Below are 19175 nucleotides of genomic sequence, written 5' to 3'. Positions count from 1 at the left end.
TCGTAGACTCCCCTGCGTGGACACGACCCTTCAGGACCCCTTGGTCGGGCAGGTGCTCGACGGCCGGTACCGCGTCGACGCGCGGATCGCGGTCGGCGGGATGGCCACGGTCTACCGGGCCGTGGACACCCGCCTCGACCGGGTTCTCGCGCTCAAGGTGATGCACCCCTCCCTCGCGGTCGACGTCTCGTTCGTCGAGCGGTTCATCCGCGAGGCGAAGTCGGTCGCCCGGCTGGCTCACCCGAACGTCGTGCAGGTGTTCGACCAGGGCACCGACGGTTCGTACGTCTACCTGGCCATGGAGTACGTCGCGGGCTGCACCCTGCGGGACGTGCTGCGCGAGCGCGGGGCGCTCCAGCCGCGGGCCGCCCTGGACATCGTGGAGCCGGTGCTGGCCGCCCTGGGCGCCGCGCACCGCGCCGGGTTCGTGCACCGCGACATGAAGCCCGAGAACGTCCTGATCGGCGACGACGGCCGGGTCAAGGTCGCCGACTTCGGCCTGGTCCGCGCGGTGGACACCGTGACCAACACCACCGGCACGGTGCTCGGCACGGTCTCCTACCTCGCGCCCGAGCAGATAGAGAACGGCACGGCCGATCCGCGCGTCGACGTCTACGCGTGCGGCGTGATGCTCTACGAGATGCTGACCGGCGACAAGCCGCACGACGGGGACTCCCCGGCCGTGATCCTCTACAAGCACCTGCACGAGGACGTGCCGCCGCCCTCGGCCGCGGTCCCCGGCCTGGCCTACGAGCTGGACGAGATGGTCGCGTCGGCGACCGCCCGCACGCCGGAGATCCGCCCCTACGACGCGGTGGCCCTGCTCGCCCTGGTCCGGGACGGACGCGGCCGGCTGAGCGAGGAGCAGCTGGACGCGGTGCCGCCGCAGGCGCTCGCGCCGGACCACGACAACTCCGACGACCGCACGAGCGTGATCCCGCGCGCCCTGACCACACCGCGCCCGCTGCCGGTGACCGAGGACGAGCCGCCCGGGGCGGAGCTCCACCGCACCAGCCGTCTCGCCTCCCCGCCGCCGCCTCCGCCCCGGCGCCGCTCGGTCCCCCGGCGCGGCCCGGCGGCGATCGTGGTGGCCGTGCTGCTGGTGCTCGGCCTCGGCACGGGCATCTGGTACATCAACTCGGGCCAGTTCACCGAGGTCCCCCCGCTGCTGGCGAAGACCCAGGCCCAGGCCGAGGAGCGGCTGGCGGACGCCGGCCTGGAGCTCGGCGAGGTGGAGCACGCCTACAGCGACACCGTCGAGCGCGGCCAGGTGATCAGCAGCGACCCGAAGGCCGGGACGCGCATCCGCGGCAACGACGCGGTGAGCATCACCGTCTCGGACGGCCCGGAGACCGTGCGCGTGCCCGCGCTGGCCGGCCGGAAGCTGGACGAGGCCCGCTCCCTGCTGAAGCAGGACGGGCTGAAGCCGGGCATGGTGACGCGGGAGTTCAGCGAGGACGTGCCGCGCGGCTCGGTGATCGGGGCGCGGCCCGCGGACGGCACGCAGGTGCGCGCGGGCACGGCCGTGGCGCTCGTCGTCAGCAAGGGCGGCCCGGTGGACGTCCCCGACGTGACCGGTGAGGACGAGGCCGATGCCCGGGCCGAACTGGAGGACGCCGGTCTGAAGGTGAAGATCGCCGCCGGGCGGGTCAACTCCTCGGAGTTCGGCAAGGGCCAGGTCGTGAAGCAGAGCCCGGCCTCCGGGGGCCGTGCGGCCGAGGGCGACACGATCACGCTGACCCTGTCCAAGGGCCCCGAGATGATCGAGGTGCCGGACGTGGTCGGCGACAGCGTCGAGGAGGCCCGGCAGGCGCTGGAGGACGCCGGGTTCCAGGTCGACGAGGACCGCGGTCTGCTGGGTCTGTTCGGCGACACCGTCAAGGGCCAGTCGGTCGAGGGCGGCGAGACGGCGCCCAAGGGCTCGACGATCACGATCGAGATCAGGTGACGGCCGGGCGCCTGGCCCGTGGACGGGGCACGGCCGGGAGCATGACACCCTGAACGGGTGAACCATCAGCTGTCCGGCCCCACCCGCAATCCCGTGGGCGGCCACGTCCCCGTGGCCGGTGGACTCCACCGCACCGGCCTGTCGTACGCCCGTGACCTCGGGGCGGAGACCGTGCAGGTCTTCGTCGCCAACCCGCGCGGCTGGGCCACCCCGGCCGGGAATCCGCAGCAGGACGAGGCGTTCCGCGCGGTGTGCGAGGCCGAGTCGATCCCCGCGTACGTGCACGCCCCCTACCTGATCAACTTCGGCTCGCACACCGAGGCGACCGTGGAGCGGTCGGTGGAGTCGCTGCGGCACTCACTGCGGCGGGGGCGGCAGATCGGGGCGCGGGGCGTGGTGGTGCACACGGGCAGCGCCACCGGCGGCCGGGACCGGTCCGTGGCGCTGAAGCAGGTGCGCGAGCACCTGCTGCCGCTGCTCGACGAGCTGACCCACGACGACGACCCGTACCTGCTGCTGGAGTCGACGGCCGGCCAGGGTGCCTCCCTGTGCTCGCGGACGTGGGACTTCGGCCCGTACTTCGAGGCGCTGGACGCCCACCCGATGCTCGGCGTGTGCCTGGACACCTGCCACATCTTCGCCGCGGGGCACGACCTGACCGGCCCGAGCGGGATGCACCGGACGCTGGACCTGCTGGTGGACACGGTCGGTGAGGGCCGGCTGAAGCTGATCCACGCCAACGACTCCAAGGACGTGGCGGGCGCCCACAAGGACCGGCACGAGAACATCGGCGCCGGCCACATCGGCGAGGATCCGTTCCGGGCCCTGATGACGCACCCCGCGACCGAGGGCGTGCCGCTGGTCATCGAGACGCCGGGCGGCAGGGAGGGGCACGCCGCGGACGTGGAGCGGCTGAAGAAGCTGCGCGACGCCTGACGCCCCTCAGAGGTCGGGGCCGTCCCCCGGTTCCTCCTGGTAGGAGTAACGCTGCTCGCGCCACGGGTCGCCGATGTTGTGGTAGCCGCGCTCCTCCCAGAAGCCGCGCCGGTCGGCGGTCATGTACTCCACGCCGCGCACCCACTTGGGGCCCTTCCAGGCGTACAGATGGGGCACGATCAGGCGGAGCGGGAAGCCGTGCTCGGCGGTGAGGAGTTCGCCGTCCTTGTGGGTGGCGAACAGGACCCGCTCGTCAGCGAAGTCGGACAGCCGCAGGTTGGAGCTGAATCCGTACTCGGCCCACACCATCACATGGGTGACGTCGTCCGCCGGCGGGGCGAGGTCGAGGATCGTGCGGGCGGGGATGCCGCCCCACTCGGCGCCCAGCATGCTGAACTTCGTCACGCAGTGCAGATCGGCCACGACGCTGGTGTGGGGCAGGGCCGTGAACTCCTCGTGGGTCCAGCAGTGCTTGGCGCCGTCGGCGGTGGCGCCGAAGACCCGGAACTCCCAGCGCTCGGGCCGGAACTTGGGGACGGGCCCGTAATGCGTGACCGGCCAGCCGCGCTGCACCCGCTGTCCCGGGGGGAGCCCGGGCTGCGTCTCTCCTGCCGCGTCGCGCCCTTCTCCCGATGCGTGTCCCAGCGGCTGACCCATGACTCCATCCTGACAGACCCGGGGTGATGCCCCCGACCAGGGCCACCCCGAAACGGGCATTACGCACTAAGCATGCCCTTACTTACTAAGTGAAGACTTACTGGACGATCTTCGTCCTCGGTGGAATCATGCGGCGCAACCTGCCAGTTCCCCCCGCGTTGGAAGGAGCCTCTGCGATGCAGGGCGACCCCGAGGTCCTCGAATTCCTGAACGAGCAGTTGACCGGCGAGCTGACGGCGATCAACCAGTACTGGCTGCATTACCGGATCCAGGACAACAAGGGCTGGACCAAGCTCGCCAAGTACACGCGTGAAGAATCCATCGACGAGATGAAGCACGCGGACAAGATCACCGAGCGCATCCTGATGCTGGACGGGCTGCCCAACTACCAGCGGCTCTTCCACGTCCGCGTCGGTCAGACGGTCACCGAGATGTTCCAGGCCGACCGGCAGATCGAGGTCGAGGCCATCGACCGCCTCAAGCGCGGGATCGAGGTGATGCGCAGCAAGGGCGACATCACGTCCGCCAACATCTTCGAGGAGATCCTCGCGGACGAGGAGCACCACATCGACTACCTGGACACGCAGCTGGAGCTGATCGACAAGCTCGGCGAGGCGCTCTACATCGCGCAGCAGATCGAGCAGCCGAGCTAGGAGACGAGACCCGCCGTCAGGCGGCGTCCTCCAGCTCCGCGAGCACCGGCTCACCCTTGTCGGCGAGCTCACGGCGCGGGCAGGCACCCCTGCCCAGAATGGCCTGGATCCGGCGCACGCACGACCCGCAGTCCGTACCCGCCTTGCAGGCGGAGGCTATCTGGCGGGGGGTGCAGGCGCCGCTGTCCGCGTGCTGCTTGACCTGCTGCTCGGTGATCCCGAAGCAACTGCAGACGTACACGCGGTTCACCTCCCGACGGGGTCGTTCTGTGGCGCCGTCCCCGTTGATCGGTGAGGCTAACCTAACCTTACCCGCCGGGTGGGAGGCGCAAAAGGCGAGAGGGGCGCGGATCCGGTGTGATCCGCGCCCCAGTCGATGCCCGGTAACAGGCGGACCCGTTACTGGTCCCTGTACATCTCCGCCACGAGGAACGCCAGGTCCAGCGACTGGCTGCGGTTGAGCCGCGGGTCGCAGGCCGTCTCGTAGCGCTGGTGCAGGTCGTCGACGAAGATCTCGTCGCCGCCGCCCACGCACTCGGTGACGTCGTCGCCGGTGAGCTCCACGTGGATGCCGCCCGGGTGCGTGCCGAGCGCCTTGTGGACCTCGAAGAAGCCCTTGACCTCGTCGAGCACGTCGTCGAAGCGGCGGGTCTTGTGCCCGGAGGCCGCCTCGAAGGTGTTGCCGTGCATCGGGTCGGTCACCCAGGCCACGGTCGCGCCGGAGGCGGTGACCTTCTCGACCAGCTCGGGGAGCTTGTCGCGGACCTTGTCGGCGCCCATGCGGACGATGAACGTCAGCCGGCCGGGCTCGCGCTCCGGGTCGAGGCGCTCGATGTACTGCATCGCGTCCTCGGCCGTGGTCGTCGGACCCAGCTTGACGCCGATCGGGTTGCGGATCCTCGACGCGAACTCGATGTGCGCGTGGTCCAGCTGCCGGGTGCGCTCGCCGATCCACACCATGTGCGCGGAGACGTCGTAGAGCTGGCCGGTGCGCGAGTCGACACGGGTGAGCGCCGTCTCGTAGTCGAGCAGCAGCGCCTCGTGCGAGGAGAAGAACTCGACCGTCTTGAACTCCTCCGGGTCGGCCCCGCAGGCGTGCATGAAGTTGAGCGCGTTGTCGATCTCCCGGGCCAGCTGCTCGTAGCGCTGCCCCGACGGGGACGACTTCACGAAGTCCTGGTTCCAGGCGTGGACCTGGCGCAGGTCGGCGTAGCCGCCGGTGGTGAAGGCGCGCACCAGGTTCAGCGTGGAGGCGGAGGCGTGGTACATCCGCTTCAGCCGCTCGGGGTCCGGGACGCGGGCCTCTTCGGTGAAGTCGAAGCCGTTGACGGAGTCGCCGCGGTACGTCGGCAGGGTGACGCCGTCACGGGTCTCGGTCGGCTTGGAGCGCGGCTTGGAGTACTGGCCGGCGATCCGGCCGACCTTCACGACCGGCACGGACGCGGCGTACGTGAGCACGGCGCCCATCTGCAGCAGGGTCTTCAGTTTGTTGCGGATGTGGTCCGCGGACACCGCGTCGAAGGCCTCCGCGCAGTCGCCGCCCTGGAGGAGGAACGCCTCTCCCTTGGCGACGGCCGCCATCCGGGCGCGCAGCTGGTCGCACTCGCCCGCGAAGACGAGCGGCGGATACGACTCGAGGTCCGCGATCACTGCGCGCAGAGCCTCGGGGTCGGGGTACTCGGGCTGCTGCGCCGCGGGCAGGTCTCGCCAGGTGTTGCCAGCACTCGCGCTGGTCTTAGCGTTCACGGTCACGGCCTCAACATTACGGGGTCGTGTCGGGCCTCCAGACCCATGCCCAGGAAGTGAGACACCGAATGCGCCCCTCGGACATGGGGTAGGGTGCCCGGCATGTTCGCGCATTCGATCCAGAACTGGTGGTGGACCGCTCATCCGGCGGCCCGCTGACTGCGCGTACTCGAGACTTCGCGAAGGCCGCCCGAGGGGCGGCCTTCGGTGTTCCCGGGGTCCGTTCCTCTCTCCCTGAGAAGGAGCACGGACCCATGAACCTGCTCGGCTTGCCGGACGACCCCCGTCCGTTCGCCCTGCTCCGCCGCCGCACCCCCGGCCACGACCACGAGCTGGTCGAGGTCCTGATCGGCCCGGTCGCCGCCCACGAGCGGCTGGCCGACCTCCCCGACGAGAGCCTGGCGCTGGTGCCCTTCCGGCAGATCCGCGAGCGCGGCTTCGACGTCCGCGACGACGGCACGCCGCTGCTGGCCCTGACACCCGAGGAGTCGTACACCGTCCCGCTCGACCAGGCCCTGGAAGAGCTGCCGGCGCACCACGTGCGCGTCAACGACGGAGGCTTCGACATCCCCGACGAGGAGTACGCGCGGACCGTCGGGCGGGTGCTGGAGGAGGAGATCGGGCGCGGTGAGGGCGCCAACTTCGTGATCCGGCGGACCTACCGGGGCGAGATCCCCGGGTTCGGGCGGGCCGACGCCCTCGCGCTGTTCCGGCGGCTGCTGGAGGGCGAGCGGGGCGCCTACTGGACGTTCGTCGTGCACACGGGAGAGCGCACTCTCGTCGGGGCCAGTCCCGAGGTGCACGTGCGGATGTCCGGCGGCACCGTCGTCATGAACCCGATCAGCGGCACCTACCGCTACCCCGCCGAGGGACCGACGCCGGAGCACCTGCTGGACTTCCTCGCCGACGGCAAGGAGATCGAGGAGCTGTCGATGGTCGTCGACGAGGAGCTCAAGATGATGTGCACCGTCGGTGACATGGGCGGGGTGGTCGTCGGGCCGCGGCTGAAGGAGATGGCCCACCTCGCGCACACCGAGTACGAGCTGCGCGGCAGGTCGTCGCTGGACGTGCGGGAGGTGCTGAAGGAGACCATGTTCGCCGCGACCGTCACCGGCTCGCCGGTGCAGAACGCCTGCCGGGTGATCGAGCGGCACGAGACCGGCGGGCGCGGGTACTACGCGGGTGCGCTGGCCCTCATCGGCCGGGACGCGGGCGGCGCGCAGACCCTCGACTCCCCCATCCTCATCCGCACCGCCGACATCCGCGCGGACGGGCGGCTGCGGGTTCCGGTGGGCGCGACCCTGGTGCGCGGCTCCGACCCGGCGGGCGAGGTCGCCGAGACCCACGCCAAGGCAGCCGGGGTGCTGGCGGCCCTGGGCGTGGGCCCGTCCCGGCCGCACGCGCAGCGGCCGCGCGCGCGGCTCGCCGACGATCCGCGCGTACGGGCCGCGCTGGACGGGCGCCGGGCCTCGCTCGCGCCGTTCTGGCTGCGGATGCAGGAACGTACCGGGGGACTCGCCGGGCACGCCCTGGTCGTCGACGGGGAGGACACCTTCACGGCGATGCTCGCCCACCTGCTGCGCTCCGGCGGCCTGGCGGTGAGCGTGCGGCGGTACGACGAGCCCGGGCTGCGCCGGGCGGTGCTCGGGCACGCGGGCCCGGTGGTGCTGGGGCCCGGGCCGGGTGATCCGTCCGACCTGGCCGACCCGAAGATGCGGTTCCTGCGCTCGCTGACCGCCGAGGTGATCCAGGCGGGACGGGGTGGCGTGCTGGGTGTCTGCCTCGGGCACGAGCTGATCGCGGCCGAGCTGGGGCTCGGCATCGTGCGCAAGGACGTGCCGTACCAGGGGGCGCAGACGGAGATCGACCTGTTCGGGCGGCGGGAGACCGTCGGGTTCTACAACAGCTTCGTGGCGCACTGCGACGACGAGGCGGCGGCGGAGCTGGCGGCCCACGGCGTCGAGGTCTCCCGCGCCGCGAACGGGGAGGTGCACGCGCTGCGCGGGCCCGGTGTCGCCGGCGTGCAGTTCCATCCCGAGTCGGTGCTGACGCTGAACGGGGCACGGGTGGTGCGGGACCTGATGGGGCGGCTGGGGCAGTTGCGGGGCTCGGGCGCGCCGTCGGTCTGACCCCGTTCCGGCCGGGGCCGCGCGGACCCGCCGCGGCCCCGGCCGGCCCGGCCGTCAGCCGAAGAAGACACCGACCTCCTCGTACAGCGCGGGGTCCACCGTCTTCAGGGAGGCCGTGGCGTCCGCGAGGGGGACGCGGACGATGTCGGTGCCGCGCAGCGCGACCATCGTGCCGAAGGCGCCGTCGCGGACGCAGTCGACGGCGTGCAGGCCGAAACGGGTGGCGAGCCAGCGGTCGAAGGCGCTGGGGGTGCCGCCGCGCTGGACGTGCCCGAGGACGGTCGTGCGGGCCTCCTTGCCCGTGCGCTTCTCGATCTCCTTGGCGAGCCACTCCCCGACCCCGGACAGCCGGACGTGCCCGAACGAGTCCAGCGACTGGTCCTTGAGGACCATGTCCCCGTCCTTCGGCATCGCTCCCTCGGCGACGACGACGATCGGCGCGTACGAGGCCCGGAAGCGGGACGTCACCCAGTCGCACACCTGCTCCACGTCGAAGCGCTGCTCGGGGATGAGGATGACGTTGGCGCCGCCGGCCAGGCCCGAGTGCAGGGCGATCCAGCCGGCGTGCCGGCCCATCACCTCGACGACCAGGACCCGCATGTGGGACTCGGCGGTGGTGTGCAGCCGGTCGATGGCCTCGGTCGCGATGCCGACGGCGGTGTCGAAGCCGAAGGTGTAGTCGGTGGCCGACAGGTCGTTGTCGATGGTCTTGGGGACGCCCACGCAGGGCACGCCGTGCTCGCCGGACAGGCGGGCGGCCACGCCCAGCGTGTCCTCGCCGCCGATCGTGATGAGCGCCCCGACCTCCAGCGCGGCGAGGTTCTCCTTGATCCGGCGGATGCCGTCCTCTTCCTTGAGCGGGTTGGTCCGCGAGGAGCCGAGGATCGTGCCGCCGCGGGGCAGGATGCCCCGGACGGCGGGGATGTCGAGCGGGACGGCGGCGTTCTCCAGCAGTCCTCGCCAGCCGTCCCGGAAGCCGGTGAAGTCGTAGCCGTACTCCTGCACGCCCTTGCGGACGACGGCCCGGATGACGGCGTTGAGGCCGGGGCAGTCGCCGCCTCCGGTCAGTACTCCGACGCGCATGGAACAGTCCCTTCGCCGCAGATGCCTGACGAAGGGTCAGTGTGACGTGCCTCTCACTCGTCGTCGAGGCCGCGCTCGATGGCGTACCGGACCAGTTCGACGCGGTTGTGCAACTGGAGCTTGCCCAGGGTGTTCTGGACGTGGTTCTGCACCGTGCGGTGGGAGATGACCAGGCGTTCGGCGATCTGCTTGTAGCTCAGGCCCTTGGCGACCAGGCGCAGCACCTCGGTCTCGCGGTCGGTGAGGCGGGGCGCCTTCGGCTCGTCCGTGTCGGGTGCCGGGGCCGGTTCGGAGGCCAGGCGGCGGTACTCGCCGAGGACCAGACCCGCGAGGCCGGGCGTGAAGACCGGGTCGCCCGCCGCCGTGCGGCGGACCGCGTCCTGGAGCTCCTCGGTGGAGGCCGACTTCAGCAGGTAGCCCGTGGCGCCGGACTTCACCGCCTCCAGGACGTCGGCGTGCTCGCCGCTCGCGGACAGCACCAGGACGCGCAGCGCCGGGTTCGCGGCCACGACCTCCTTGCAGACCTGGACGCCGGGCTTGCCGGGCAGGTTCAGGTCGAGCACCAGGACGTCCGGGGCCGCGGCCCTGGCGCGGCGCACGGCCTGCTCGCCGTCGCCCGCGGTCGCGACCACCTCGAAGCCCGACTCGCCCAGGTCCCGGGCGACCGCGTCGCGCCACATGGGGTGGTCGTCGACCACCATGACCTTGACCGGGCCGCCCCGGTCCCCGCTGTTCCGCGTCATCGCCGCTCCGCCTTCCCCCGTGCGTCCGTCACGTCCTTCGGTACCTTCAGTTCGACCTCCGTGCCCTGGCCGGGCACCGAGATCAGTTCCGCGCTGCCGCCGAGGTCGCGCAGCCGGCCGCGGATCGACAGGGCGACGCCGAGCCGCCCCTCGCCCTCCGCCTGCGCCAGCCGCCCCTCGGGGATGCCCGGCCCGTCGTCCCGGACGGTGACGATCACCTCGTCCGGTTCGTCCTCGACCAGGATCCAGGCGCGCGCCTGCTCCCCGGCGTGCTTGCGGACGTTGTCCAGGGCGGCCCCGACCGCGGCGGCCACCTCCCGGGCGGCGGCCGGCGCCAGCGGCACGGGCGCGCCCGGCTCGGCCAGGCTGATCCGGGCCCCCGCGTACGGTGCGAGCAGGGCCCGCAGGTCGACCGGGGCGCCACCCGCCGGCTCGTCGTCGTCCGGTCCGTCCTCGACGGCACGGACGAGCGCGCCCTGGGCCGCGTCCTCCGAGACCCGCGAGACGGGCACGAGACCGCCGGAGACCAGGGTGCGCAGGGCGACCTCCTGCTCACCGGCCATCCGGCCCAGCTCGGCCGCCTCGCCGCCGATCACCGCGCCGCGCCGCTGCACCATGGCCAGCACCTGCAGGACGCTGTCGTGGATGTCCCGGGCCAGGCGCTCCCGTTCCCGTGTCGCGGCCTCGATCTCCAGGGCGCGGGCGAGGGTGCGCTCGGAGGCGCGGGCGACCTCGACGACGTAGCCGATGGCGATGGACGCGATGCAGACCAGGATGACGTTGTGGACGGTGTCGCGGGCCGGGCTGCCGCGCTCGATCAGGTTGGCGACGGCCACCAGGCCGCTGGCCAGGGCCGCCCAGCGCCAGCCGCCCTTGATCGCGAAGGCCAGGACGGCACCGGCCGTCCATATCGACGGCAGGGTCGGGCCGCCCGCCTGGACCCGCTCGTGGGCGTCGGCGACGGGCGTGAGCAGGATGCCGGTCAGGGCCACGGTCAGGTCGGCGGCGAGGAACCGCCTGGTGCAGCGGGCGGCGTTCGCGACCCGGGGCAGGGTGGCCAGGGTCCACGCGGCCAGCACGGCGAAGTAGGCGACGGCGAGCCAGGGGCGGGTGAACTCCTCGTAGGCGGTGGCGAACAGGCCGACCGCGTACAGCATCGTGAGCACCCGGTAGGCCGTCAGCGCACGCCACAGCGGCTGCTCGACCGACATCCTCATCACGCGCTCGCGTCCGGCCATGTCCCCCACCCCCCGGCCCGCCCCGTCCGGGGCTAGGTCCGCGGCTCCCCGGTCTGCTGATCCTTCTCGGCCTTTTCCTTCTCGGCCTGTTCCTTCTCCGCCCGCGCGAGCGCGGCCCTGGCCGCCTTGTCGGCTTCCTTCTCCGCCTTCGCCGCCTCCGCGAGCTGCCGCTTCATGGCCGTGGCGTACATGTCGACGTACTCCTGGCCGGAGAGCTTCATGATCTCGTACATGACCTCGTCGGTCACCGCGCGCAGCACGAAGCGGTCGTGCTCCATGCCCTGGTAGCGGCTGAAGTCCAAGGGCTTGCCGATGCGGATGCCGGGCCGCATCAGCTTGGGCATCACCTTGCCGGGCGGCTGGATCTTCTCCGTGTCGATCATGGCGACCGGAATGACGGGCGCGCCCGTCGCGAGCGCCACGCGCGCGAGGCCGCCCGGCTTGCCCCGGTAGAGCCGGCCGTCGGGCGAACGCGTGCCCTCCGGGTAGATCCCGAACAGCTCGCCGCGCTCCAGCACCTCGATGCCGCTCTTGATGGCGGCCTCACCCGCGCCGCGCGCACCGGAGCGGTCCACGGGCAGCTGGCCGACGCCCTTGAAGAAGGCCGCCGTCAGCCGGCCCTTCACACCGGGCGTGGTGAAGTACTCGGCCTTCGCGATGAACGTGACCTTGCGGTCGAGCACCGCGGGCAGGAAGAACGAGTCGGAGAACGACAGGTGGTTGCTCGCCAGGATCGCGGGGCCCTCTGCGGGAATGTTCTCCAGGCCTTCCACCCAGGGCCTGAAGGCGACCTTGAGCGGTCCCCCAACAGCGACCTTCATCGCGCCGTACAACAACCGAGTGCCTCCTGTATGTGTCGCTCAGACCTTAACCCGGAGCGCCGTCAAAGGCGCCGACGGCCCTGGTCGGTGTCAGTACGGTCGCGTACGGTGAAGGTCCCGCGAACGACGTGCGACCCCTTCCATGACGTTCCGTGACCATCCCTGATCGTGTCCGTCCCTTCTCACGACCTGGAGGCCGAAGGTGCCGGTCCTTGCCGGAGCCGAGCCGTTTCATCACGAGGGCGGGGAGGTCGCCGTCCTCCTCTGCCACGGCTTCACCGGTTCACCGCAGTCGCTGCGCCCCTGGGCGGAGCACCTCGCCGAGCACGGCCTGACCGTGTCCCTGCCGCTGCTGCCCGGGCACGGCACCCGCTGGGAGGACCTGCGGATCACGGGCTGGCAGGACTGGTACGCGGAGGTGGACCGCGAGCTGCGCGCGCTGTGCGAGCGGCGCGCGACGGTCTTCGTGGCCGGTCTGTCCATGGGCGGCGCTCTGGCCCTGCGCCTGGCCGCGAAGCACGGCGACGCCGTCGCCGGCGTGGTGGTCGTCAACCCGGCGAACAAGGTGCACGGCCTGGCCGCGCACGCCCTCCCGGTGGTCCGCCACCTCGTCCCGGCGACGAAGGGCATCGCCAGCGACATCGCCAGGCCGGACAGCAGGGAGCTGGGCTACGACCGGGTGCCGCTGCACGCGGCGCACTCGCTGCGCCAGTTCTTCCGGATCGTCGACCGCGAGCTGCCGCAGGTCACCCAGCCGGTGCTGCTGCTGCGCAGCCCGCAGGACCATGTGGTGCCGCCCGCCGACTCGGCCCGGGTCCTCAGCCGCATCTCGTCGACGGACGTGACGGAGGTCATCCTGGAACAGAGCTACCACGTGGCCACGTTGGACCATGACGCGGACCGGATCCACGAGGAGAGCCTCGCGTTCATCGGCCGGCTCGCACCCGGCCTCGTCAAGGAGCCCGGTCTCGGCAAGGAAGGGACGACCGCAGGTGGCTGAGCACGACTCCGACCGCGAGGACCGCGAGGGCCGAGAGGGCCGCGAGCCGGACGAGAAGGGCGTCCCGGTCGACGAGGAGGCCGCGTGGGCGGCGATCGTCGCCGGGTACGGCGAGGAGCCGCCGGACCCGCCGGGCGCCAAGCCGTTCAAGTCCGTCGAGGACCTCGCGCTGCTGGAGTCCCCGACCAACGACGACCGGGTGGACACGGCCGCCGAGGCCGGGGCGGCCCCCGTGGAGGCCGGCAAGCCCGGCGAGCCGGACGGGCCGGAGCCGAAGAACTCCGGCGGCAGGCCGGCCAAGCCGCTGGGCGGCTCCGTCTCCTTCGCACCCGGCGTCGGACCGCGCGACTACAGCCCGCCCGAACCCGCCGAGGAGGACTTCGACGCGGACGACGAGGGCCACTTCGTCCCCCCGGAGCCGCCGCCGCTGCCGGCCGCCGACGCGACGGCGAAGTTCGCCTGGCTCGGGGTGCTCGGCGGGCCGGTGCTGCTCCTGCTGGCCGTGCTGCTCGACTGGGACATGACCTGGTGGCTGGCCACACTGGGGATCGGCGGGTTCATCGGCGGGTGCGCGACGCTGGTGATGCGGATGCGCACGGACGACGAGGAGGACGACGACCCCGGGCGGGGAGCGGTCGTCTAGGAAGCCGGCACCCTGAGGGCGGCCAGGACCGGGAGGTGGTCTGTGGCCGCCCTCAGGTCTGTCCCGGTCACCCCGGGCAGTTCGGCCGGTACACCGCAGCCCAGCACCTCGATGCCCCCGCCGGCGAAGATCGCGTCGATGCGCTGGTACGGGTCGGCGGGGGTCCAGGTGTGCTCGCCGCCCCAGGGGGCCGCGGCCCGGCAGTCGGTGAGGGAGCCGGCGAGGCGGCGGAAGGCGGGGCCGTCGGGGCGTTCGTTCAGATCGCCGCCGGCGATCGTGTGCTCGACGCCCAGGGCGGCGAGCCGGTCCAGGAGCAGGCCGGCCTGCGCGTAGCGCTCGTCCTTCTGCAACGACAGGTGGCAGCTCAGGACGCCGAGGCGGGCTCCGGCGACGCGGACGACCGCGGTGGCGAAGCCGCGGCGGTGCAGGCCGGGGGTGGGGGGCAGCAGAACGTCCTCGGTGCGTTCGACGCCCACCCGGAGCGAGCTGAGGATGGCCGGGCCCGTGGTGGTGGCGCCCCCGGTGACCACGACCAGGTCGCAGGCGTGAGCCAGGCGGGCGAGCTTCTTGCGCCAGCGGAAGAAGCGGGGGGCTTCCTGGAGGAGCACCAGGTCGGGCTCGCACGCCCTGATGACACGGGCCAGGGCCTCCGTGTCGTCGCGCAGGGAGCGGATGTTGTAGCCGAGGACCCTGATGACCGCGGAACCGTCGGGTTCGGTACGGGAGTTGGGGAGCAGCGACATGTGATCAATCTACGCCCCGTGGCTCGGGGGCGCGGGGTGTGCGCGCGCGTGCCGACGGGGCGGCTCGTCGCGCGGTTCCCCGCGCCCCCGGAGACGGAGGAGGGCGTCCTACATGACCGGGTCGGGCTCCCTGGCCAGGTCGGCCGCGCCCACCAGGCCCGCCTTGTTGCCCAGTTCCGCTGCGCGGACCTCGGCGACCGGGCGCCAGTTGCCGCCTACCAGCCAGCGCTTGTAGGACTTGCGGATCGGGCCGAGGACCAGCTCGCCCTCGTCGGAGAGGCCGCCTCCGACGATGAACGCCGAGGGGTCGAAGAGGGACGCGAGGTCGGCCAGGCCCGCGCCGACCCAGCGGGCCAGCTCGCGGTAGGAGTCGACGGCCACGCGGTCGCCCTGGCGGGCGGCCATGGAGATGTGCTTGCCCTCGATGCCGTCGGGCGTGCCGTTGCCGAGGCCGAGCAGGATCTCGGCGTTCTCGGGGGTGGCGTTGGCACGCTGCTTGGCGTACCTCACCAGCGCCCGGCCCGAGGCGTACTGCTCCCAGCAGCCCTGCGAGCCGCAGCCGCACAGCAGGCCGTCCGGCACCATGCGGATGTGGCCGAACTCGGCGGCCACGCCGAAGTGCCCGCGGCGCAGCTTGTTGCCGATGATGATGCCGCCGCCGAGGCCCGTGCCCAGCGTGATGCAGATGACGTTGCGGTGGCCCTTGCCCGCGCCGAACTTGTACTCGCCCCACGCCGCGGCGTTCGCGTCGTTCTCGACGACCACCGGGAGGCCCACGCGGGCCTCGACCTTCTCCTTGAGCGGCTCGTTGCGCCAGTGGATGTTGGGCGCGAAGTAGACCTCGGAGCGCTGCCGGTTGACGTAACCGGCGGCGCCGATGCCCACGCCGACGATGTCGTGTCCGACGCGTGCGCCGTCCACCGCCGAGGCGATGGCGTCCACGATGCCCTCGGGCGTGCCCGGGGTCGGCACCTTGTGGGTCGAGAGGATGTTGCCTTCCTCATCGACCACGCCGGCCGCGATCTTCGTGCCGCCGATGTCGACGCCGATGGTGAGTCCCATGAATCCCTCAGTTTCGGTCGAGCCCCGCTACGGCCCACGGTACCCGAGGCCCCTGCCCCGGGGTTCCGGTCGTCCGCCCGGTGGGCAGGCTCCGGCGGCGGCACGCCGGGTGCCGCCGGGCCGGGGACCCGGGGGCTCAGTCCAGGTCGATGCGCTGGCCCGGGCCGGCGTCGTCGCCGGGGTCGCGGCGTTCGTCCAGGTCACGCGGATCGCCCTGGTCGTCGCGGCCGGTCCAGCGGCGCTCCTGGGCCTGGACGGCGGAGCGGTAGGCGGCGAGCAGTTCGTTCCCGGCGGCCGCCAGGTGGTCGAAGACGTCCGGGTTGCGCTCGATGACCGGCTCCACGGCGGCCCTGGCCTGGTCGACGACCTGCCGGACGACCTGCTGGGCGGCGGGCCCCGCGACCGCGCCCAGCAGCGGGGACTGCAGGCCGGAGAGCCGGTCCGCGACGGCGTCGACGAGCTTCTTCAGCTCCTCGGCCGCGGAGCCGGGGGGCGTGCCGTACCGGGTGCGGTGGCGGGCCTTCTCCGCTTCGAGGTCCTCGGCGCACGCGGTCGCCCAGGCGTCGGCGTCGGTCGCCCGCGTCTCGTCCACGGCCTCGTCGGGGGCGTCACCGGACGGGGGGAGCTGTTCGCTCATGACGGACTCCTGCCTACGGTTCGTCCCTACGACGTTACCCGAACGGGCGCAGCGGCCGGAGTCACCCGGAACGCGGCCACAGTTCCGGGTCCGGGGCGAAGCGGATGCGCAGCTCGCCGTCGCGCAGGGCGGCCCCGTCGACGGTGCAGCGGCGCAGCGCGGAGGGCAGCGGGACGACCCGGCGGAACCGTCCCGCGGTGACCACGAGTTCGTCGCCGCGCCGCACGAGGTCGAGTTCGTCGCGCAGGGCGCCGGGCAGCGGGATGTGCCAGACGAGCACGCCGTCCTCGCCGAGCCGGTCGGTGACGGGCCACTCGGCGGCGGGGGCGTCCGCTCCGGGGCCGGGCACGGCCAGGGCGGCGAGGTCGTCGGCGCCGCGCGGATCGCGGCCGAGGTGGGCGACCGTGCGGACGTCGTGGGACTCGCGCCACTCGTCCAGCGTCTTGCGCTGCTGGGCGACCGGGCCGGCCAGCCAGGTGTCCGCCGAGGCCTCGGGCAGGACCCGGTTGGCGACGACGAGGTCGGTGCGCAGGCCGCGCAGGGCGAGGCCGAGGCCGGCGGTGCGCAGGGCGTCGGCACCGGCCGGACCGGGCTCGGCGACCAGCCGTACGACGGTGTCCCGGTCGGCGACGACGGCCTCCACGGCGGCCAGCTCCACGTCCCAGCGGGCGGCCGTCTCGTACAGCCACTCCGCGGGCATCGGGACCCCGGCGAGGCGGCCGAGGACGGGGCGCAGGGCGCGGGCGGCCTGCCGTTCGGGCGGGAGCAGGCGGCGCAGGTAGCGGCGGAGCTCCTCGGGCAGGGCGAGCAGGGCGAGGGCCTGCGGGACCGGGGGCAGGTCGACGACGAGGAGTTCGTGCTTCTCCGACAGCGCGGCGTCGCGCAGGGCGCGCAGCAGGGCGAGTTCCTCCGCACCGGGCAGGGGGGTGAGTTCCTCCGCGTCGAGGCGGGAGGCGCCGAGGAGGTCCAGGGCGGAGGAGGCGCGCTCCTGGAGGGCGGTGAGGTCCCGGCGGAAGTCCCGCGCGGGGTCGGGGCGCCAGGCGGTGAGACGCGGGGCGGCCTCGACCGGGACCGGGCCGGTCGGCACACCGAGGGCGGCACCGAGGGTGTCCGTGCGGTCGGTGCCGAGGACGAGGGTGTCCGTGCCCCGCGCCGCGGCGGCCAGGGCGGTCGCGGCCGCGAGGGTGGTACGACCGCTGCCGCCGGGGCCGGTGATCAGGAGGGTGCGCATGGGGGTGAACGGTACCGGCGTCGACCAGATGCCCGGTGTGATGCCGCCGGACGGGGCCGTCGCGCGCCCCGGCGGCACGACGGCCCGCGGCTCAGCCCGCCCAGGGGCGCGGGGGAACCGCGCGGCCGGCCACCACGCGGCCGCACCGGGCGCAGCACGGGCACCGCGCGGGCGCGGCCCCTACGAGCCCGACTCCACGCGCTTCTTCAGCCCGGCCAGCGCCCGGTCGATGATGACCTTCTCCGCCTTGCGCTTGATCATGCCGAGCATCGGGATCTTGACGTCGACGGTCAGCGCGTACGTGACCTCGGTGCCGCCGGCTCCCGCGGGCTTCAGCAGGTACGTGCCGTCGAGGGCGCGCAGCATCTGGGACTTCACCAGCGTCCAGGAGACCTCGTTCTGGCCGGTCCAGGTGTAGGCGAGCACCTGGTCGTCCTTGATCGCCCCGGCGTCCATGACCAGGCGGACCTGCTCGGCCCGGCCCTGGGCGTCGGTCTTGAGGACCTCCGCCTCCTTCACCTCGCCGGTCCAGTCCGGGTAGCGGGCGAAGTCGGCGATGACCGCCATGACATCGGCCGGGGCCGCCTCGATGGTGATGCTCGAGCTGGTGTGTTCCGCCATCGCCGTGGCTCCTCCAGATGCGGACCGGTAGGACATCGTCGTGCGCACGTGTGCGCAGCGTGAAGGCTACCGCGCACGGGACCCGCCGATCTCACCCGACCTGGGGCGCCCTCACCACTCCAGCGCCCACGGCTTCCCGGTCCCCGCGAAGTGCCCCACGTTCACGCACTCGGTCGCCCCGATCCGCATCCTCTTCACGAGCGGCTGGTGCACGTGCCCGAAGAGGGAGTAGCGGGGGCGGGTGCGGCGGATGGCGTCCAGCAGGGCCCGGCTGCCCCGTTCGAAGCGGCGCGCGACGGTGTCGTAGACGAGTTCGGGGACCTCGGGCGGGATGTGCGTGCACAGCACGTCGACCTCGCCGACCGCCTCGATCTTCGCCGCGTACTCCTCGTCGCTGATCTCGTACGGCGTCCGCATCGGCGTGCGCAGGCCGCCGCCCACGAAGCCGAAGACCCGGCCGCCGATCTCCGCGCGCTGGCCGTCGAGGACGGTCGTGCCGGGGCCGGCGTACTCCTGCCACAGGGGCGGCACGTCGACGTTGCCGTAGGTGGCGTACGTCGGAGTGGGGAACGCGGCGAACAGCTCCGCGTACTGCTTGCGCACCGCCTTCTCGATCACCGCGGCCCGGTCCGCGCCGATGCCGGCCCACAGCCCGGCCCCGAACTCCCGGGCCTCCTCGAAGCGGCGGGCGGTGCGCAGCGCGACGATGCGGTCGGCGTTCTCGACGCCGAACAGGTCGGGGAAGATGCCGCGCGAGTGGTCGGCGTAGTCGAGGAAGAGGACGAGGTCGCCCAGGCAGATCAGGGCGTCGGCGCCCTCGCCGGCTCTGGCCAGGTCACGGGCGTTGCCGTGCACGTCGCTGACCACGTGCACGCGTGTCCTTCTGTCTCCGGCGGGTGTGGGTGCCATGACGATCAAGCGTAAGCGTGTGCGGCATACGTGAACAGTGGCGGTCCTACCTGCGGTTACTGGCCACTGATTCCGGCCGTGGACTACTGTGCGCGAAGGAATACCCAACTGTGTGACGCAGCGAACATCTCGACGGGACCCCCTGTCGGAGACGCCATACCGGCGGGTAACGTCCGGGCAGTCCAGTCGTGCTCTGCATTTCAACAAGTGAATGCCCGAGCACCTGCCCGAGCCTTGGACCGCACCGTCGCAGCACACACCGTCGTGGCGCCGGCGCCCTATGAGGAGCAGCAGTCTTGCGCGAGTTCAGCCTTCCGGCTTTGTACGAGGTCCCCGCGGACGGGAACCTGACCGACATCGTCCGCAGAAACGCCG

20 protein-coding genes are annotated in these 19175 nt (G+C 72.6%); 7 read left to right on the top strand and 13 right to left on the bottom strand.

Annotated elements, in window-relative coordinates; all coding sequences use genetic code 11:
• Positions 1-16 precede the first annotated feature (16 nt).
• Both pknB and ACF07N_RS28145 read left to right on the top strand, forming a co-directional pair.
• Positions 17-1948 carry a Stk1 family PASTA domain-containing Ser/Thr kinase gene (pknB, locus tag ACF07N_RS28150; protein WP_392118115.1) on the top strand — a complete coding sequence of 644 codons (1932 nt, stop codon included), beginning with the start codon at positions 17-19 and terminating at the stop codon, positions 1946-1948.
• 57 nt (positions 1949-2005) lie between these two features.
• Positions 2006-2884: a deoxyribonuclease IV gene (locus ACF07N_RS28145; RefSeq protein WP_392118112.1), complete on the top strand. Its 879-nt coding sequence runs from the start codon at positions 2006-2008 to the stop codon at positions 2882-2884.
• A 6-nt stretch (positions 2885-2890) separates the two neighbouring features.
• Here the strand turns inward: ACF07N_RS28145 and ACF07N_RS28140 are convergent, their stop codons facing one another.
• Positions 2891-3541: a sulfite oxidase-like oxidoreductase gene (locus ACF07N_RS28140; protein ID WP_383333123.1), complete on the bottom strand. Its 651-nt coding sequence runs from the start codon at positions 3539-3541 to the stop codon at positions 2891-2893.
• 176 nt (positions 3542-3717) lie between these two features.
• On the opposite strand from ACF07N_RS28140, the gene bfr reads away from it, so the two are divergent.
• Positions 3718-4194 (top strand): bacterioferritin, encoded by a 477-nt coding sequence (bfr, locus tag ACF07N_RS28135; protein ID WP_365092918.1) that lies wholly within the window; start codon positions 3718-3720, stop codon positions 4192-4194.
• A gap of 16 nt (positions 4195-4210) precedes the next feature.
• Here bfr and ACF07N_RS28130 read toward each other — a convergent pair whose 3' ends face one another.
• A complete protein-coding gene (locus ACF07N_RS28130) occupies positions 4211-4444 on the bottom strand; it encodes a (2Fe-2S)-binding protein (protein ID WP_362280398.1) in 234 nt (77 codons plus the stop codon).
• A gap of 149 nt (positions 4445-4593) precedes the next feature.
• Complete coding sequence (locus ACF07N_RS28125; protein WP_392118109.1) at positions 4594-5946, bottom strand: class II 3-deoxy-7-phosphoheptulonate synthase; 1353 nt, start codon at positions 5944-5946, stop codon at positions 4594-4596.
• A 96-nt stretch (positions 5947-6042) separates the two neighbouring features.
• On the opposite strand from ACF07N_RS28125, the gene ACF07N_RS28120 reads away from it, so the two are divergent.
• Both ACF07N_RS28120 and ACF07N_RS28115 read left to right on the top strand, forming a co-directional pair.
• Positions 6043-6099 (top strand): trp operon leader peptide, encoded by a 57-nt coding sequence (locus ACF07N_RS28120; protein ID WP_079033853.1) that lies wholly within the window; start codon positions 6043-6045, stop codon positions 6097-6099.
• A gap of 95 nt (positions 6100-6194) precedes the next feature.
• Entirely contained in the window at positions 6195-8069 is a 1875-nt protein-coding gene (locus ACF07N_RS28115; protein WP_392118106.1) for an anthranilate synthase family protein, read from the top strand.
• A gap of 54 nt (positions 8070-8123) precedes the next feature.
• Here the strand turns inward: ACF07N_RS28115 and ACF07N_RS28110 are convergent, their stop codons facing one another.
• Genes ACF07N_RS28110 through ACF07N_RS28095 form a run of 4 tightly spaced genes read right to left on the bottom strand, consistent with a single transcriptional unit; the run spans position 8124 to position 11954 of the window.
• Complete coding sequence (locus ACF07N_RS28110) at positions 8124-9152, bottom strand: 6-phosphofructokinase (protein ID WP_383333117.1); 1029 nt, start codon at positions 9150-9152, stop codon at positions 8124-8126.
• Positions 9153-9205: 53 nt separating this feature from the next.
• The gene (locus ACF07N_RS28105) at positions 9206-9895 is read right to left on the bottom strand and encodes a response regulator (protein ID WP_392118103.1); all 690 of its coding nucleotides are present in this window, start codon (positions 9893-9895) and stop codon (positions 9206-9208) included.
• Positions 9892-11133: a MacS family sensor histidine kinase gene (gene macS / locus ACF07N_RS28100; protein WP_392118100.1), complete on the bottom strand. Its 1242-nt coding sequence runs from the start codon at positions 11131-11133 to the stop codon at positions 9892-9894. The genes ACF07N_RS28105 and macS overlap by 4 nt, the downstream gene beginning before the upstream one ends.
• Positions 11134-11165: 32 nt before the next feature.
• Positions 11166-11954, bottom strand: a complete 789-nt coding sequence (locus ACF07N_RS28095; protein ID WP_392118775.1) for a lysophospholipid acyltransferase family protein — start codon at positions 11952-11954, stop codon at positions 11166-11168.
• 202 nt (positions 11955-12156) lie between these two features.
• On the opposite strand from ACF07N_RS28095, the gene ACF07N_RS28090 reads away from it, so the two are divergent.
• Complete coding sequence (locus ACF07N_RS28090) at positions 12157-12954, top strand: alpha/beta hydrolase (RefSeq protein ID WP_392118098.1); 798 nt, start codon at positions 12157-12159, stop codon at positions 12952-12954.
• Entirely contained in the window at positions 12947-13597 is a 651-nt protein-coding gene (locus ACF07N_RS28085) for a hypothetical protein (protein WP_392118095.1), read from the top strand. Before ACF07N_RS28090 ends, ACF07N_RS28085 begins: the two co-directional genes overlap by 8 nt.
• On the opposite strand, the gene ACF07N_RS28080 is transcribed toward ACF07N_RS28085, so the two are convergent.
• The 6 genes from ACF07N_RS28080 to ACF07N_RS28055 all read right to left on the bottom strand — a co-directional run bounded on the left by ACF07N_RS28080 (position 13594) and on the right by ACF07N_RS28055 (position 18800).
• Positions 13594-14340, bottom strand: coding sequence for an endonuclease/exonuclease/phosphatase family protein (locus tag ACF07N_RS28080; RefSeq protein ID WP_383333104.1), 747 nt, complete (start codon positions 14338-14340; stop codon positions 13594-13596). The two genes, ACF07N_RS28085 and ACF07N_RS28080, sit on opposite strands and share 4 nt — an antisense overlap.
• Positions 14341-14448: 108 nt before the next feature.
• Positions 14449-15402: an ROK family glucokinase gene (locus ACF07N_RS28075; RefSeq protein WP_383333102.1), complete on the bottom strand. Its 954-nt coding sequence runs from the start codon at positions 15400-15402 to the stop codon at positions 14449-14451.
• A 136-nt stretch (positions 15403-15538) separates the two neighbouring features.
• Positions 15539-16039 carry a DUF5304 domain-containing protein gene (locus ACF07N_RS28070; RefSeq protein ID WP_383333100.1) on the bottom strand — a complete coding sequence of 167 codons (501 nt, stop codon included), beginning with the start codon at positions 16037-16039 and terminating at the stop codon, positions 15539-15541.
• 61 nt (positions 16040-16100) lie between these two features.
• Complete coding sequence (locus tag ACF07N_RS28065) at positions 16101-17270, bottom strand: ArsA family ATPase (RefSeq protein WP_392118091.1); 1170 nt, start codon at positions 17268-17270, stop codon at positions 16101-16103.
• Between the two features lie 180 nt (positions 17271-17450).
• On the bottom strand, positions 17451-17891 hold the full coding sequence (locus ACF07N_RS28060; RefSeq protein WP_392118088.1) for an SRPBCC family protein: 441 nt from the start codon (positions 17889-17891) through the stop codon (positions 17451-17453).
• A gap of 111 nt (positions 17892-18002) precedes the next feature.
• Entirely contained in the window at positions 18003-18800 is a 798-nt protein-coding gene (locus ACF07N_RS28055; protein ID WP_383346402.1) for a metallophosphoesterase, read from the bottom strand.
• Positions 18801-19175: the final 375 nt, after the last annotated feature.

The organism is Streptomyces sp. NPDC015242 (assembly GCF_043079125.1).
Lineage (GTDB): Bacteria > Actinomycetota > Actinomycetes > Streptomycetales > Streptomycetaceae > Streptomyces.
Note: the sequence above shows the minus strand (reverse complement) of the source record. Positions and strands in the feature narration are given on the sequence as shown.

Bases quoted from the DNA above. Each gene is read 5' to 3' on its own strand.
- ACF07N_RS28095 (WP_392118775.1), bottom strand. From the start codon at position 11,954: ATGAAGGTCGCTGTTGGGGGACCGCTCAAGGTCGCCTTCAGGCCCTGG.
- ACF07N_RS28060 (WP_392118088.1), bottom strand. From the start codon at position 17,891: ATGGCGGAACACACCAGCTCGAGCATCACCATCGAGGCGGCCCCGGCC.
- ACF07N_RS28080 (WP_383333104.1), bottom strand. From the start codon at position 14,340: ATGTCGCTGCTCCCCAACTCCCGTACCGAACCCGACGGTTCCGCGGTC.
- ACF07N_RS28140 (WP_383333123.1), bottom strand. From the start codon at position 3,541: ATGGGTCAGCCGCTGGGACACGCATCGGGAGAAGGGCGCGACGCGGCA.
- ACF07N_RS28115 (WP_392118106.1), top strand. From the start codon at position 6,195: ATGAACCTGCTCGGCTTGCCGGACGACCCCCGTCCGTTCGCCCTGCTC.
- bfr (WP_365092918.1), top strand. From the start codon at position 3,718: ATGCAGGGCGACCCCGAGGTCCTCGAATTCCTGAACGAGCAGTTGACC.
- macS (WP_392118100.1), bottom strand. From the start codon at position 11,133: ATGGCCGGACGCGAGCGCGTGATGAGGATGTCGGTCGAGCAGCCGCTG.
- ACF07N_RS28065 (WP_392118091.1), bottom strand. From the start codon at position 17,270: ATGCGCACCCTCCTGATCACCGGCCCCGGCGGCAGCGGTCGTACCACC.
- ACF07N_RS28110 (WP_383333117.1), bottom strand. From the start codon at position 9,152: ATGCGCGTCGGAGTACTGACCGGAGGCGGCGACTGCCCCGGCCTCAAC.
- ACF07N_RS28105 (WP_392118103.1), bottom strand. From the start codon at position 9,895: ATGACGCGGAACAGCGGGGACCGGGGCGGCCCGGTCAAGGTCATGGTG.
- ACF07N_RS28070 (WP_383333100.1), bottom strand. From the start codon at position 16,039: ATGAGCGAACAGCTCCCCCCGTCCGGTGACGCCCCCGACGAGGCCGTG.
- ACF07N_RS28055 (WP_383346402.1), bottom strand. From the start codon at position 18,800: ATGGCACCCACACCCGCCGGAGACAGAAGGACACGCGTGCACGTGGTC.
- ACF07N_RS28075 (WP_383333102.1), bottom strand. From the start codon at position 15,402: ATGGGACTCACCATCGGCGTCGACATCGGCGGCACGAAGATCGCGGCC.